Raw genomic sequence first — 14,465 nt, forward strand, 5'->3', positions numbered from 1 at the left:
CCGCCTGCGCATAATTTTGCGCCGAGCAATGTTTTCAGGATGGCGAGCGATGCAATTTGATGTCGTGACCCTGTTCCCGGAAATGTTTGCCGCGCTGACGCAGTCGGGTGTGACCCGGCGCGCCTTCGAGCAGGGGAAATGTGGCTTGTCGCTGTGGAATCCCCGTGATTTCACGACCGACAATCACCGCACCGTGGATGACCGCCCGTATGGCGGCGGCCCCGGCATGGTGATGATGGCGCGTCCCCTCGAAGCGACAATTAATGCCGCAAAGCAACGCCAGACCGATCTCGGCCTGGCGGCGCCCCGCGTGGTGTTCATGTCGCCGCAAGGCCGTCCGCTGACGCACGAGCGCGTCACGCAGCTGAAAGCCGAACCTGGTTTGGTGATCCTGTGCGGCCGCTATGAAGCCGTGGACCAGCGTTTGCTGGACCGTTGCGTCGACGAAGAGATCAGCATGGGCGATTTTGTCCTGTCAGGCGGTGAATTGCCCGCCATGGCGCTGATGGACGCGGTGATCCGTTTGTTGCCCGGTGTCTTGAACACGGAAGCATCGGCCATCGAGGACAGCTTCGTCAATGGTTTGCTCGATTCGCCGCACTACACGCGGCCGGAAACATATGAAGGCATGGCCGTGCCGCCCGTCTTAATGGGTGGCAATCATGCCGAGATCGTCAAGTGGCGCCGCCAGCGCATGCTGGAAGCGACCGCGACGAAGCGGCTGACCTGCTGGTCAGTGCACGCGCCGCCGGCTTGCTCAGCAAGACGGACGAAAAATTCCTGGCCAGCCTGTAAGCCGTTTTCGGACGGCCGGCAGGGTGGCTTTGTAGTGCCGGGCATGTTGCCCATATTGTGTTACCCATCCTCTACCGGGCGGATACTTGCTATCCACAGTGCGCCGGCATGATGGTTTTCGGAGTGTTAAAAATGGACTTGATTCAACAATTAGAGCAAGAAGAGATCGCCCGTCTGGGTAAATCGATTCCTGACTTCGCACCAGGCGATACCGTTATCGTCAGCGTCAACGTAGTCGAAGGCACGCGCAAGCGCGCCCAGGCTTACGAAGGCGTCGTTATCTCCCGTCGTAACCGTGGCCTGAACTCGAACTTCATCGTTCGCAAGATCTCGTCCGGCGAAGGCGTTGAGCGTACGTTCCAACTGTACTCGCCGCTGATCGCTTCGATCGAAGTGAAACGCCGTGGTGATGTTCGCCGCGCCAAGCTGTGTACTATCTGCGTGAGCGTTCGGGTAAATCGGCGCGTATCAAAGAAAAATTGCCAAATCGCCGCGTTGTGGCGAAAGCAAGCGCGTAATATCAGCGTCTGCGTTGGGAAAAGGGGTGCCGTATTGGTGCCCCTTTTTTTATTCTGAATTGCTAATGGGACAAGCTGCCATGGCCGCCATCGCATTTGATCCAAAAAAACAACTAGCCATCGATTCGATCGCCGGCGAGGCGGCGCTGGACGCCGTGCGCCTGACGCCGGACTGGCTGCGCCAGCGCCTGGCCGAACCGCCGGACTGGCAGCCCGAGATCACCCAGGATTTCCTGTCCGCCCGCGCCGTGCCCGTGCGCGCCGCCGTGCTCATTCCTCTCGTGCAACGTCCGCAGGGCTTGACCATCTTGCTGACCATGCGCACGGACCACCTGAGCAGCCATGCGGGCCAGGTCAGCTTCCCCGGCGGGCGCAGCGAACCGTTCGATGGCTCGGCCATCGCCACGGCCCTGCGCGCGAAACGGAAGAAGAGGTGGGCTTGTCGCGCCAGCATATCGAAGTGCTCGGTTGCCTGCCCGATTACCTGACGGGCACCGGCTACCAGGTCACGCCCGTGGTGGGCCTGGTGACGCCGCCGTTCGAGCTGCGCGCCGACCCGTCCGAAGTGGCGGAAATCTTCGAAGTGCCGCTGGTCTTCCTCATGGATGGCCTCAACCATCAACGCCTGTCGGTGGAATTGCCCGGCGGACGGCGCTCGTTCTACGCCATGCCGTACGAGCGCTTCTATATCTGGGGCGCCACGGCCGGCATGCTGCGCAATCTGTTTCACCTCTTGCGCGCGTAAAATGGCGCCGCGCACGTAATAAGTTTGATTCCAGCACGGCACTGCGCTATCGTAGCGGGCATTGCGGTATTGCTGAAAAAGACAAAAAGGACCATTGATGACATTTCTCTCCATACTTTGCGCATTGCTGATCGAGCAGCTCAAACCTTTGCGCGCGGATAATCCCATCTACGCCGAAATCAAGAGCCTGGCAATGCGCATGGAGACCTGGTTCAATGCCGGCCACGCCAACCATGGCCGCACGGGCTGGTTCCTCATGATCGGCGCGCTGATGGTGCCGACGGCAGGCGTGTACTGGCTCTTGCTGTATTACAAGCTGACTCCCCTGGCCTTCGTCTGGAACGTCCTCATCGTCTACCTGACCCTGGGCTTTCGCCATTACAGCCATTACTTCACGTCGATCCAGCTGGCCCTGAGCGCCGGCGACGAGGCGTCCGCGCGCACCTTGCTGGCCGAGTGGACCAAACTCGACACGGTGGGCATGGAAGCGAGCGAAATCGCCCGCATCGCCGTGGAAAAAGCCCTGATCACCACGCATCGCAATGTCTTTGGCGTATTTTTCTGGTTCCTGATGCCGCTGGGCCCTGCCTGCGCCGTGATGTACCGCGTGGCCGAATACCTGGCGCGCGCCTGGAACGAGCCCGAGCACATGCGCAATGAAGCGTTCGGCCAGTTTCGCGCCGCGCGCGCCTTTTACTGGATCGACTGGATCCCCGTGCGCCTGACGGCCGTGGCGTTTGCCGTGGTCGGCAATTTCGAGGATGCCATCTATGCCTGGCGCAATTTCGCCCAGCGCTGGCAGGACGAGGCCATCGGCATCATCCTGACGGCCGGCGGCGGCGCCATGGGCGTGCGCCTGGGCACGCCAGCGGAAACGGCGGCCCGCGTGCTGGTGACCCCCGACATGGCCGTCGATGACAGCGACAGCGAAAGCGATATCCTGCCCGGCGAAGAACCGGGCGCGCGCGCCTTGCAGAGCACGGTCGGCCTGGTCTGGCGCGCCTTGCTGCTGTGGATGCTGCTGCTGCTGTTGATGTCGGGCGCCGTTTTCCTCGGCTGACGCGGGCGCACACGCGCCATCCATGCGCCTTGCGCGCGGAACAAGGTTAAAATAGGGGCTGGCGCGCAAGGCGTGCCGGCCCCTGTTTGCATCGTCAGGGCAGATCGAGGTAGAAACCCAAGTCTTCTATAAGATATAATACTGGCTTACCGCAGCAAACGTAGTTGAATTACCAGCCCGGCTTACCCGCCGGGGCCATTCACGCAATCCAGTCCCGACAAGCCACATGGCCGAGTTATCTCAAAAAACAGGGGAACTCTCAGACGAGTTCTTCATCCTTGGTCTCACCAGCAATGGCAAGCAATTCCGACCCAGCGATTGGGCCGAGCGCCTTTGCGGAGTGATGTCCTGTTTCAATCCCGAAGGCGGCGGGCGTAACGCGCACCTCCAGTATTCGCCCTACGTGCGCCCGACCGTCGTCAATGGCGTCAAGTCGGTGGTGGTCAACACCAAGCTGCGCGAGATCGAGCCGATGGCGTTTCACTTCGTGCGCGAATTTGCCAAGGATAATGACCTGCAAATCGTCGAAGCCTGCTTCCTGCCGCCCCCCGAAGAAAAGTAAGACCGTTTCAATTGATTTGCCGCAAACCCGCCACGGCGGGCTGGCGTAGCGTAGACACTCTGCCTCAAACGGAGTGGCGACATGCGTATCGGCGACATCTGCACCCTGCACACCATCCATTGCCAGCGTGACACCAGCGTGCAAGACGCGGCGCTGCTGATGCGCCAGCATCACGTGGGCGACCTGATCGTGGCCGAGCAGCCGAACGGCGAGCGCGTCCCCATCGGCATCCTCACCGACCGCGACATCGTCATTTCCGTCATCGCCCTGGGCCTCGACCCCGCCAGCCTGCTGGTGGGCGACATCATGAGCGCGCAACTGCTGACGGCCAGCGAAGACGAAGACGTCTACGACATCATCGAACGCATGCGCGTCAACGGTATCCGCCGCCTGCCCGTGGTCAATAGCCTGGGCGCGCTGTCCGGCGTCGTCAGCATCGACGACCTGCTGGCCTTCCTGGCCCAGGAAATGGCCGAGCTGGCCCGCATCAGCAGCGGCCAGCTGGTTCACGAAAAGCGCACGCGAAAATAGCAAGCGCTAGCCAGGTATTGCGCAATTCCGGTCAAGCCACGGCTTGCTGAAAATGCTACAGTCGCTGCTCGTTCAACGGGAAGCGTTCATGCACTATCTGGCCAAGGCACTCTGGTATATCGAATCGCATTACGCGGACGATCTCTCGCTCGGCGATATCGCCCACGTGGGCGGCGCTTCGCCGTGTCATTTGACGCGCGCGTTTGGCCTGGCCACGGGCCACTCCGTGATGCGCTATGTGCGGGCGCGCCGGCTCAGCGAGGCGGCCCGCGCGCTGGCCCAGGGCGCGCAAGACATCCTTGACGTCGCGCTGCAGGCCGGTTACAGCTCGCATGAAGCCTTTACGCGGGCTTTCCGCGAACAGTTCCACGTTACGCCGGAAAAGGTGCGGGCCCAGCGCCACGTCGCCAACCTCGCGCTGGTGGAAGCGATCAAGATGGATGTGGCGCCTGGCGTGCCTTTGGCGCCGCCCCGTTTCGAGCAGGGCCCCGCCATGCTGCTGGCGGGCCTCGTCGAACGTTATCGCGCGGAAACATCTGCCGGCATCCCCGCCTTGTGGCAGCGTTTCCTGCCCCATGTGGCGCCCGGCCAGCTCGTGTATGGCGTGTGCTGCAACAATGATGACGCGGGCAATTTCGATTACCTGTGCGCCATGCCGGTCAGCGACTTTTCCCGGGCGCCCGATGGCTGGATGCGGCTGCGCATCGCCCCGCGGCGCTACGCCGTGTTTCACCACCGCGGCCACATTTCCACCATCCGCGCCACCTGGCATACCGTGTGGAACGAGTGGTTGCCGCAGTCCGGGCTGGAGGTGGCCGACGCGCCCGATTTTGAACGCTACGACCGGCAATTCGATCCCGCCAGCGGCATCGGCGGCGTGGAAATCTGGCTCCCCTTGAAAGCATGAGCATGCTCAATACCTTGTCTGCGCCGGCTGCCGGCGGCACCGCGCTGCGCCAGCGCCTGTTGCAAACCGCCGCCGCGCTGGCGGCGGGCCTGCCCCTGTACTGGGTGCTGGGACCGCAGCCGCTGGGCCCGCTGGCCTGGCTGGCGCCGCTGCCCGTGCTGTGGCTGGCCCTGCGTTCTTCGCGCCGCGATGCCGCCTGGATGACTTTCCTGGCCGCCTTGCTGGGCTTGTCATCGAACTTCAGCTATTTTCGCTTGCTGATGCCCTTGCCGGCCGTGCTGGCCGTGACCGTCGCCAAGGCCTTGCTGTGGCTGCTGGTGGTGCTGGCCACGCGGCGCCTCGTGCTGCGCTACCGCTCCGGCTGGACGGTGCTGGCGTATCCCGTGCTGTGGGTGGCCATCGATACCCTGATGGCTGCCTTCTTGCTCGATGGTAACTGGGGCAGCCTTGCGTATTCGCAAACCGATAACCTTGCCGTGCTGCAGGTGGCAGCCCTGGCGGGCGTGCCTGGCCTGCTGTTTTTGTTGTGCCTGCTGCCCTCGGCGCTGGCCTTGTTGCTGGCGGGCGGCCGCGCGTATGCGCCGGCGGCGAGTGCCGCCGTGTTGCTGCTGGCGGCAGCGTTCGCCGCTGGCGCCTGGCGCGTGCAAGGTGCGCCGGCGCCGGCGCCAGGCGGGCCGCTGGCGGGGCTGGCGGCCATCGACGACTTCATCGGCCCGGCCACGCCGCCGGCGCGCGCGCAAGCCATCTGGGACCAGTACGCGCGCCACGTGGTGCAGCTGGCCGGGCAGGGCGCCCGGCTGGTGCTGCTGCCGGAAAAGATCGCCGTGCTGGCGCCCGCGCAGGCGGATGCCGTGCGGCAGCGTTTCCAGGCGCTGGCGCGCGGCACGGGCGTGTGGATCGTTCTCGGCATCGGCGTGCAGGACGCCGCCGGCCGGCGCAACCTGGCCTGGCTGTTTGCTCCCGATGGCGCCGCGCCGGTCAGCTATCAAAAACATCATCTGGCGCCGCCCGAGCGCGAGTTTCTTGCTGGCAACGCGTATGCCGTGCAGCCCGTGGTGGGGCAGGCCATGGGCCTGGCCATTTGCAAGGACATGCATTTTGCGCCGCTGGGCAGGCATACGGCGCGGCTGGCGCGCAGGCGATGCTGGTGCCGGCCTGGGATTTCCAGCTCGATGCCTGGATGGGAGCGCGCATGACGGTCGTGCGCGGCGTGGAAAACGGTTATGCCGTGCTGCGCGCGGCGCGCGAGGGCATGTTGACGGTCAGCGATGCGCATGGACGGGTGCTGGCGGAACGGACCAGCAGCGCCATGCCGGGCAGCACCTTGCTGGCGCCGTTGCCGGCGGCGCTGCCTGTGGCAACCTGGGCCGGTTGGCTGGGGCCGCTGTTCGGCTGGCTGTGCGTGGCGCTGGGCGTGATCCTGCTGTGCGCGGGGCGCCGCGCCGCGCCTTCTGCCTGATGGGAAATGACAGGTTTTGCTGCAATGCGCAAAACCGCATTATGTAGCCCTTTTTATATTCTCCGTACGCAGGCCACATAATCGCCGCCGATTAATTCACCATGGTGGTGCATATATCGGCGCGGCGCCGGCATATATATTGCAGTGCAATAAGTGGTGTTATCTGGTATTGGTGAAATGGGGCGATTGGTATTAATTGGTACTTAATTCGGCCACGAAGTCATACATATCGCCGCGGAAGTAGGAGCGGCAGAATTCCACGGCGCGGCCATCGCGCAAAAAGCCCAGCCTTTCCACCGACAAGCCCGCGTCGCCTTCCTCCGCCTGCAGCAGGCTGGCCTGCTCGCCCGTCAGCAACAGCGCGCTCAGCCGCTGCAAGGCGCGCACGGGGCGGTTGCCCGCCTGTTCCAGCGCGTCGTACATCGATACGTCGACGGCGTCGAGCGCCGGCAGGCAGCTGGCGACGATGGTCGCGTATTCCAGGCACATCGGCACCTCGTCCGCATAGCGGATGCGGTGGAAGCGGTACACGGGTGCGCCCGGCGACAGCCGCAGGCGCAAGGCTTCTTCCGGCGTGACGGTGCCCTCCGCGCGCTTGAGCCACACGCTGCGCGGCGTGCGTCCGCGCGCCCGCATGTCCTCCGAAAACGAGGTCAGCTTGGCGAAATTCTTCTCGATGCGCGTATTGATGAAATTGCCCGAGCCAGGGCGCCGCACCAGCAAGCCCTCGTTGACGAGGCCGTCGATGGCCTTGCGCACGGTGATGCGCGAGACGGCCAGGTCGCTGGCCAGCTGGCGCTCAGCCGGCAGGGCTTCGTCGGGGCCGAGGATGCGCTTGTCGATCGCTTCGCGCAGCGCGCGCTGCAGTTGCTGGTACAGGGGCAGGCTACTCGTCTGCCCCAGGCCTTGCATGATGTGAGCCAGGGTTGTCATACGCTGAGGGTCTCCGTTACGGCGCGTTGCAGACGCGCTCTGTATCTGTTTTGTGTCGCTGGATAATACCAAAAAAGGCCGTTATAAAACCAATTTCAATTATCAAGCCAGCAATTTATGCCTGGCTACGCTCGTATTTAGTCCGTCCACACGGGCTACGGATTGATTTAGATAAAGTGGTCTGTGTGATTCAAACAACGTTATAAAAAAAAAGTTGCAACTGGTAGTGTTCTGGTATTGGATAGTAGTATATTGGCGTTGAATTGGTTTTGTAAGTGGTTGTACCGAAGGGTCTGCAGCATGCCGGCGAGAGTGGGCGGGCTGGAAAGAAGATCTACGTTAAAAATGAAAAGGTTCCAATCCTGGAGCCTAAATCAAGGGGGAGTACATGAAACGCAATTTGACAGCTAGCTCTGCAGCACGCAATTTGACGCCTATCGCCGCTGCTGTGGCTATGTTGATGGCCGGCGCGAGTTTCTCGGCGCATGCGCAGGAAGCCGTGGCCAAAGAGGCCAAGCCGGCAGCGACGGCTGATGTTGACGAAGGCCAGACCGTCGTCGTGACCGGTATCCGTGCATCGCTGCAACAATCCTTGAATCAAAAACGCAATTCTGACAGCCTGGTCGAAGTGATCACGGCTGAAGACGTGGGCAAGATGCCTGACAAAAACATCGCTGACTCGCTGCAACGCCTGCCAGGCGTGAGCGTTGCCGCGGCTGGCGGCGGCGAAGGCAGCTTTGGCGAGAATGATCGCGTGGCCCTGCGTGGCACGCCGTTCGGCCTGACCCTGACCACCTTCAACGGCCACGCAGTCGGCAGCGGCGACTGGTTCGCCGACAACATCATCGGCGGTGGCCGCAGCGTCAGCTTCTCGCTGTTCCCATCGGAACTGATCGGCCGCGTGACGGTGCATAAAGGTTCGCAAGCCGATTTGCTGGAAGGCGGCGCCGAAGGCGTGGTTAACATCGAGACGCGCAAACCGCTGGACTTCAAAAAGTCGTTTACGGGCCAGGTTAACGCCGGTGCCGTGTATTCGTCGAATTCCGGTAAAACCGACCCTCAATTGAGTGGCATGATCGCCTGGAAGAACGACACCAATACCCTGGGTGTGCTGGTACAGGGTTTCCATCAAAAACGCACCCTTACCCGTTACGGCCAAGAAAACCAGGTGTGGTACGACAAAGTTGAGCCTGGTACGCCTATCGCTGGCGCCATCCCCGGGCGCGGCTGGTTCGATGGCCAACTTCCTGGGCGGTACCGCGTGGTTTGAGCAGAAGCGTACACGCGATGGCGGCTTGATCGACATTCAGTTGAAACCGTCGAACGATGTCATGCTGGATCTGACGCTGTTCCATTCGCAACTGGATGCACCGAACATCAACCATAACTTCATGCAATCGCTGGGTCGTGCATTCGGTACCTCGTGGGCATCGCCACCTGGTTTTCCTTCGGCAAATATCAATGGCGCGATTGCCGGCGGTGTCATCACCAATCTGAACACCACCGTGCCAGCCAATTGCCCGACCTGCGCCGGTACGTCCGGTTCGGTGCAGGAAGAGTTCAGCCGTCCCGTAGCAAAAAGCAAATCCGACTTCATCAATCTCGACGGTAAATTCCGCGTCAATGAGCGCCTGGTGCTGACCGGCAAACTGGGCACCACCAAAGGTGTCGGCGAAACCGTCAGTGGCGCGCTGGGTGTTTGGATGCCATTCCGCGGCGCAGCTATCAGATGAACGGTTCGGAAAATCCGGTTACCTACACGATTCCTGGCGCGGACCAGTTTTCGATTCGCGGCACAGCTGACCCATATACCTATGGCTCGCACGTGAAAGCCGTCGACAAGGAAACTTATGGCCAGGTTGATGCTACGCTGAAACTGGATCTGCCATCGATTTCGTCCTTGCAGTTCGGTGCACGTGTCGCGGAACACAAGCGTACGCTGGAAGCCATCGGCATCAATTCGAACGTTGCCGGCAACACGGATGCTGGCGCGCTGGGCAATCCTGCCAACCTGCCATTCGGTGGCCTGACAGCGTTCCCGAGCGGCTTCAAAGATCTGGGCACGAATGGCGCCGGTTTCTGGACCTTCTCGCAAAATGCCGTGAATGGCTGGCTGTCCAAGTATGCCAATTACTCGGGTCACCTGCGTCAGAACGAATTCAACATCAAGGAGCCGACCCAATCGGCTTATGTGATGGCGAACTTTGGCGCCGAAGCACTCTCCGGTAACTTCGGCGTGCGCGTCGTGCATACCACGGAAGATGTGACCCGCTCCGAGATGGATGGTGCTGGCGTGTATACCGTGCGTAACTATAAGAATGGTTACACCGATATTCTGCCGAGTGCAAACTTCCGTCTGGACGTGTCGAAAAACGTCGTGGCGCGCTTCGGTGCAAGCCGCACGATGGCGCGTCCGGAACTGGGTCAAATGGCGGGCCTGGACTTGCGCGATCAGCAACTGTTCGGCGTGGTCGGCAATCCTAACCTGCGTCCTATCCGTTCCAACAATGCCGATATCGGCGTGGAATGGTACTTTGCGCCAAAATCGCTGTTGTCGGCGAATGCCTTCTTCTCGGCACTCGATGGCTACGTGACCTACGGCACGACCAAAGGTGTGTACTTTAACCAGCTGCAAAACAAGAATACCGAGTATGTCATCGGTACGCCGGTTAATACGACGGCTGAAGTCAAGGGTCTGGAACTGGCGTATGTTCAAGCGCTGCCGGGTGGTTTTGGTGTGAACACCAACTACACCTTCACGGATGGTAAGGAAACGGGTCACGCTGTCGGTTCGCCTTGCGCCAATGAAATTCGTCAGGATTGCACGTTGATCGGTACTTCGCGCAATGCTTACAATATCGGCGCCTTCTTTGAAAACGACAAGTTCAGCGCCCGCCTGACCTACAACTACCGCTCGGGCTTCTTGAACGGGACCAGCCGCAACAGCGCTGCCTATCAAGGTTCGATTGGTACCTTGTCGGCATCGATCGCTTACCAACTGACGGAAAACCTGGCCATCACGCTCGATGGCAAGGACCTGAACAATCCAATGGTGCGTTCGAAGATCCGTACGGCAGGCTATGCCGACATGCCAGGCGCGTTCTACAAGAACGGTCGTCAGATCTACCTGGCACTGCAGGGCAAGATGTAATACGTTTTTATTTAGTTAATGCCTCCCGGCGGACACCCGGGATGGCATGACAATGGCGGAGCGCAGCTGGCTCCGCCATTTTTTTATTGCAAGATGGCTTTTTTATATGTTGGGATACCTCCGATGACCTTACACGCAATGCTGGCTTGCTTCGCCTGCGCGCTGCCACTGGCCGCCTCCGCCGCTCCCGCCGCGCCGAACCTGGCGCCGGAAGTGGTGGCTTACTATCCCGGCTGGAAATCGGCCGATTTTCCCGTTAACGAGCACAATATTCGCGCCAGCAATGTCAGCCTGATCCAGTACGCGTTCGCCGACATTTGCTGGGATGGCGAACATGGCAACCCCGCGCCCGAGGGCGGCGGCGTGAGCGCCTGCCTCGATGCAGCCGGCCAGCCATCCCGGCCGGCCAATGGCAGCATCGTGCTGCCGGCGCCGCAAGCCGACGCCGACAACTTGCGCAAGCTCAATGCGCTCAAGCAAAGTCATCCACGGCTGCGCGTCCTGCTGTCGGTGGGCGGCTGGATCTGGTCGAACCGTTTTTCGGACGTGGCCGCCACGCCGGCCGCGCGCCAGGCGTTCATCGCTTCCGCGCTGGAGCTGGTGCGCCGCCATGGCCTCGATGGCATCGATATCGACTGGGAACATCCGGCCACGGGAGGCATTCCCTGTATCGAAGGCCGCCTCTGCCACCGCAGCGACGACAAGGAAAACTATGTGCGCCTGGCCAGCGAACTGCGCAGCGCCTTCGACCGCGCCGGCAAGCAGGCGGCCGGCCGCCATTACCTGATCACCATCGCCGCCGGCGCGCACGCCAGCCTGACCGATGACAGCGACGCCGCGCCCGGCTGGATCGTCCGCCTGGCGGCGCAGCTGGACTGGATCAACCTGATGACGTACGACTACCGCGGCGTGTGGGATGCCGAGAACGGCCAGCTGGCGCCCCTGTACGCCGACCCCGCCGACCCGCAGCGCGACAAGCACCTGTATGCGGACGCCACCGTGACGCGTTTCCTGCGCGCCGGCGTGCCGGCGGCCAAGCTGGTGCTGGGCGTGCCCTTCTATGGCTATGGCTGGAAGCAGTGCGCCGCCGGCCCCCGTGGCGATGGCCTGTACCAGCCTTGCCAGGGCGCGGCCAGCGGCAATGACGCTACGCCGACATTTACTTACCGGCATCTGCTGGAGCAAGGGTATCTGGTCGACGGCCAGGGCGCGCGGGGCTTCCAGCGCCATTGGAATGCCGCGTCGCAAGTACCGTATCTGTACAACCGCGACAGCGGCGTGTTCATCAGCTATGAAGATGCGCAGTCGGTGGCCCACAAAGTGCGCTATATCCGCGACAAGGGCTTGCGCGGTGGCATGTTCTGGGAATTGAGCGGCGACGCGCAGCATGCGCTGGGCTCGGCCCTGGCACCTGTCCTGAAGGGGGCGCAGCCATGAACCAGCGCTACCTCGCCCTCGACGTCCTGCGCGGCCTGACCGTGGCCCTGATGATCGTCGTCAATACGCCGGGCGACTGGGGCAGCGTGTATGCGCCTTTCCTGCATGCCGAATGGCATGGTTTTACTGTGACGGACCTGGTCTTTCCCAGCTTTTTGTTTGTCGTCGGCAATGCCTTGGCCTTTGCGCTGGGCAAGTATGAAAACCTGGGCCATGGCGCCGTGCTGGCCAAGCTGTGCAAGCGCAGCGCGCTGATCTTTCTGCTGGGCTTTTTGCTGTACTGGTTTCCTTTCTTCAAGATCGACGACGCGGGCCAGTTCGCCTGGTCGCCGCTGTCGCACACGCGCATTCCCGGCGTGCTGCAGCGCATCGCCGTGTGCTACCTGGCCGCCGCCCTGATCCTCCATTACTGGAAGACGCGCGGCGCGCTGGTCTTCAGCGCCTGCGCCTTGCTCGGCTACTGGGCCATCCTGGCGACCTGGGGCGACTACAGCCTGCACGGCAACGCGCCGGCCAAGCTGGACCTGATCTTGCTGGGCGACAGTCATTTGTACCACGGCGAAGGCATCGCCTTCGACCCGGAAGGCATCCTCGGCACCTTGCCGTCCATCGTCAATGTGATTGCCGGCTATCTGGCGGGCAGTTTCCTGCGCCAGACGGCGCCGGCACGGCTGCGCGCCAGCTTGGTTCAGCTGGCCGTGGCCGGTGCCATTTGCGTGGCGGTGGCCCTGTGCTGGAACGAGGTGTTTCCGATCAACAAGAAGCTGTGGACCAGCTCTTACGTGATGCTGGGCATCGGCCTGGACTTGCTGCTGCTGGCACTGTTGATGTTCATCATTGACGTGCGTCAAATGACGGGCTGGACCTACTTCTTTGAAGTCTTCGGCAAGAACACCCTGTTCATCTACCTGGTGTCGGAAGTGCTGGTGATCATCGCGTTTACCGTGCGCATCGGCAGCGGCAATCTGTACCAGTGGCTGTACCAGCACGGCTTTACGGGCTGGGCGCCGGCGCGCGTGGGCTCGCTGCTGTTTGCCGTCAGCTTCATGCTGCTGTGCTGGCTGATCGCCTACGCCATGGACAAGCGCAAGATCTATATCAAGGTCTAGAACTTCAGTTTTAATCCGTAGCGCGTGGCCAGCGCGGTGAAGGCCAGCATCAGGGCGGTGACGGCGGCGGCATTCCACAGGCCGGCCGCGCCGCCCGTTTCCAGCCAGGGCCACCAGAAGCGCGGCAGGTGCAGCACGGCCGCCAGCTGCTGCCACAGGTCGGGCACGATGTAGGCGAACAGGGCGTTGGTGCCGGCAGGCAACAATACCACCGCCCAGGCGCGCCAGCGCCACACGTCGATGACGACATAAAACACGAGGAACAGGGCCAGAATGAGGGCGCTGCACACGAGTGTGTACGATTCCGTCGCCGCGATCTTGTTGATGTGGTGATACGGCCGCAGCAGCAGGCCGGCAGCGAACAGTCCCAGCGCGAACCATGCCATGAAGCGGATGCGCTGCCCATGGCTCAGGGCGGCGCCGCGCAGGAACAGCTGGCCCACCAGGGTGCCGGCCAGCACATTGGCCGCCGTCGAACCGAGCACTTGCGGCACGTTGACGATGGCGTTCACGCCAGCCGGCAGGAAATCCAGGCTGCCCGCCGTGCCCCCCATGTACAGCACGATCAGCAGGGAAAACACGCCCATCAGCGCCGTGCCGCTACCCTGGCATGCCAGGTACAGCAGGCTGCACAGCAGATACGCCCAGCCTATCATGCCGAGGATGCCCCACCACGACGGCTGCAGCCAGGTGCTGGAAAACTCGCTGTTCAATTCCCCTCGAAAAGTTGCCAATAGGAACAGCATCAGCGCGCCGCCTGCGGCCAGCTCCAGCTTGCCCGCGCCCTGGCGCCACAGCAGTATCATGGCCATATAAAACAGCAGGAAGTAGACGGCGTGCGGCAGCGGCGCCGCCTGCGCATCGTAGCGGTAGGCGTTCGCCAGCACCACGCCGGCCAGCATCAGGCTGGCGGAGCGCCACAGCAGGCGTCCCAGCAAGGCCGGCGTGACGTGGCCGCAATGGCGCTGCAAGGCGAGCGGAATGGCCATGCCGACCATGAACAGAAAGCCGGGAAAGACCAGGTCGGGCACGGTGATGCCGTCGGCGCGCGGTCCCGCATGTTCGAGCCAGAAGGCAATGCCGGGCATGCCGGCCAGGTAGTTGACCCAGATCATGGTGACGATGACGAAGCCGCGGAAGGCGTCCAGGCTGATCAATCGTTCAGGTGCGGGTGCGGGGACGGTGGCTGGCGGCATGGCAGGATGGAAAAAGGTCGAAAAAAAAGCAGCCCCGGCCTGAACCGGGAACTGCCTTGCGT

13 protein-coding genes and 3 pseudogenes are annotated in these 14,465 nt (G+C 62.2%); 14 read left to right on the forward strand and 2 right to left on the reverse strand.

The annotated features are described in order from the left end of the window. The first annotated feature begins 49 nt into the window (after positions 1-49). The 9 genes and pseudogenes from trmD to ACQVLG_RS14160 all read left to right on the forward strand — a co-directional run bounded on the left by trmD (position 50) and on the right by ACQVLG_RS14160 (position 6,577). Positions 50-795 (forward strand): annotated as a pseudogene (gene trmD, locus ACQVLG_RS14120) (tRNA (guanosine(37)-N1)-methyltransferase TrmD). Positions 796-927: 132 nt separating this feature from the next. Beyond that, positions 928-1,313 (forward strand): annotated as a pseudogene (gene rplS, locus ACQVLG_RS14125) (50S ribosomal protein L19). Positions 1,314-1,393: 80 nt separating this feature from the next. Then, positions 1,394-2,058: pseudogene (locus tag ACQVLG_RS14130) on the forward strand (CoA pyrophosphatase). Between the two features lie 97 nt (positions 2,059-2,155). After that, entirely contained in the window at positions 2,156-3,118 is a 963-nt protein-coding gene (locus tag ACQVLG_RS14135; RefSeq protein ID WP_474295187.1) for a CobD/CbiB family protein, read from the forward strand. 226 nt (positions 3,119-3,344) lie between these two features. Continuing rightward, the gene (locus ACQVLG_RS14140; protein ID WP_029496213.1) at positions 3,345-3,680 is read left to right on the forward strand and encodes a DUF3579 domain-containing protein; all 336 of its coding nucleotides are present in this window, start codon (positions 3,345-3,347) and stop codon (positions 3,678-3,680) included. 81 nt (positions 3,681-3,761) lie between these two features. Beyond that, positions 3,762-4,211 (forward strand): CBS domain-containing protein, encoded by a 450-nt coding sequence (locus ACQVLG_RS14145; RefSeq protein WP_070221849.1) that lies wholly within the window; start codon positions 3,762-3,764, stop codon positions 4,209-4,211. An 88-nt stretch (positions 4,212-4,299) separates the two neighbouring features. Continuing rightward, complete coding sequence (locus ACQVLG_RS14150; protein ID WP_474295646.1) at positions 4,300-5,118, forward strand: AraC family transcriptional regulator; 819 nt, start codon at positions 4,300-4,302, stop codon at positions 5,116-5,118. Beyond that, on the forward strand, positions 5,115-6,314 hold the full coding sequence (locus ACQVLG_RS14155) for a nitrilase-related carbon-nitrogen hydrolase (RefSeq protein ID WP_474295189.1): 1,200 nt from the start codon (positions 5,115-5,117) through the stop codon (positions 6,312-6,314). Before ACQVLG_RS14150 ends, ACQVLG_RS14155 begins: the two co-directional genes overlap by 4 nt. After that, the gene (locus ACQVLG_RS14160) at positions 6,266-6,577 is read left to right on the forward strand and encodes a hypothetical protein (protein WP_474295191.1); all 312 of its coding nucleotides are present in this window, start codon (positions 6,266-6,268) and stop codon (positions 6,575-6,577) included. Before ACQVLG_RS14155 ends, ACQVLG_RS14160 begins: the two co-directional genes overlap by 49 nt. Positions 6,578-6,769: 192 nt before the next feature. Here the strand turns inward: ACQVLG_RS14160 and ACQVLG_RS14165 are convergent, their stop codons facing one another. Next, the gene (locus tag ACQVLG_RS14165) at positions 6,770-7,510 is read right to left on the reverse strand and encodes a GntR family transcriptional regulator (protein WP_034759852.1); all 741 of its coding nucleotides are present in this window, start codon (positions 7,508-7,510) and stop codon (positions 6,770-6,772) included. A 388-nt stretch (positions 7,511-7,898) separates the two neighbouring features. Here ACQVLG_RS14165 and ACQVLG_RS14170 point away from each other — a divergent pair, with 388 nt between their 5' ends. From ACQVLG_RS14170 to ACQVLG_RS14190, 5 genes are all read left to right on the forward strand, one after another. Continuing rightward, complete coding sequence (locus ACQVLG_RS14170; protein ID WP_474295193.1) at positions 7,899-8,780, forward strand: TonB-dependent receptor plug domain-containing protein; 882 nt, start codon at positions 7,899-7,901, stop codon at positions 8,778-8,780. Further along, complete coding sequence (locus tag ACQVLG_RS14175; RefSeq protein ID WP_474295195.1) at positions 8,746-9,243, forward strand: hypothetical protein; 498 nt, start codon at positions 8,746-8,748, stop codon at positions 9,241-9,243. Before ACQVLG_RS14170 ends, ACQVLG_RS14175 begins: the two co-directional genes overlap by 35 nt. Further along, positions 9,210-10,661, forward strand: a complete 1,452-nt coding sequence (locus ACQVLG_RS14180) for a TonB-dependent receptor domain-containing protein (RefSeq protein ID WP_474295197.1) — start codon at positions 9,210-9,212, stop codon at positions 10,659-10,661. Before ACQVLG_RS14175 ends, ACQVLG_RS14180 begins: the two co-directional genes overlap by 34 nt. Positions 10,662-10,784: 123 nt before the next feature. Beyond that, on the forward strand, positions 10,785-12,098 hold the full coding sequence (locus ACQVLG_RS14185) for a glycoside hydrolase family 18 protein (RefSeq protein WP_474295199.1): 1,314 nt from the start codon (positions 10,785-10,787) through the stop codon (positions 12,096-12,098). Further along, positions 12,095-13,207 (forward strand): acyltransferase family protein, encoded by a 1,113-nt coding sequence (locus ACQVLG_RS14190; RefSeq protein ID WP_474295201.1) that lies wholly within the window; start codon positions 12,095-12,097, stop codon positions 13,205-13,207. Before ACQVLG_RS14185 ends, ACQVLG_RS14190 begins: the two co-directional genes overlap by 4 nt. Here ACQVLG_RS14190 and ACQVLG_RS14195 read toward each other — a convergent pair. Next, positions 13,204-14,403, reverse strand: a complete 1,200-nt coding sequence (locus ACQVLG_RS14195; RefSeq protein ID WP_474295203.1) for a DUF5009 domain-containing protein — start codon at positions 14,401-14,403, stop codon at positions 13,204-13,206. The two genes, ACQVLG_RS14190 and ACQVLG_RS14195, sit on opposite strands and share 4 nt — an antisense overlap. Positions 14,404-14,465 lie beyond the last annotated feature (62 nt).

Source organism: Janthinobacterium sp. TPC_1 (genome assembly GCF_056037845.1).

Excerpts from the sequence above, each read along its gene's own strand:
- ACQVLG_RS14195 (WP_474295203.1), bottom strand. The coding sequence starts at position 14,403 with ATGCCGCCAGCCACCGTCCCCGCACCCGCACCTGAACGATTGATCAGC.
- ACQVLG_RS14140 (WP_029496213.1), top strand. The coding sequence starts at position 3,345 with ATGGCCGAGTTATCTCAAAAAACAGGGGAACTCTCAGACGAGTTCTTC.
- ACQVLG_RS14165 (WP_034759852.1), bottom strand. The coding sequence starts at position 7,510 with ATGACAACCCTGGCTCACATCATGCAAGGCCTGGGGCAGACGAGTAGC.
- ACQVLG_RS14155 (WP_474295189.1), top strand. The coding sequence starts at position 5,115 with ATGAGCATGCTCAATACCTTGTCTGCGCCGGCTGCCGGCGGCACCGCG.
- ACQVLG_RS14175 (WP_474295195.1), top strand. The coding sequence starts at position 8,746 with ATGGCCAACTTCCTGGGCGGTACCGCGTGGTTTGAGCAGAAGCGTACA.
- ACQVLG_RS14145 (WP_070221849.1), top strand. The coding sequence starts at position 3,762 with ATGCGTATCGGCGACATCTGCACCCTGCACACCATCCATTGCCAGCGT.
- ACQVLG_RS14135 (WP_474295187.1), top strand. The coding sequence starts at position 2,156 with ATGACATTTCTCTCCATACTTTGCGCATTGCTGATCGAGCAGCTCAAA.
- ACQVLG_RS14190 (WP_474295201.1), top strand. The coding sequence starts at position 12,095 with ATGAACCAGCGCTACCTCGCCCTCGACGTCCTGCGCGGCCTGACCGTG.
- ACQVLG_RS14150 (WP_474295646.1), top strand. The coding sequence starts at position 4,300 with ATGCACTATCTGGCCAAGGCACTCTGGTATATCGAATCGCATTACGCG.
- ACQVLG_RS14170 (WP_474295193.1), top strand. The coding sequence starts at position 7,899 with ATGAAACGCAATTTGACAGCTAGCTCTGCAGCACGCAATTTGACGCCT.
- ACQVLG_RS14185 (WP_474295199.1), top strand. The coding sequence starts at position 10,785 with ATGACCTTACACGCAATGCTGGCTTGCTTCGCCTGCGCGCTGCCACTG.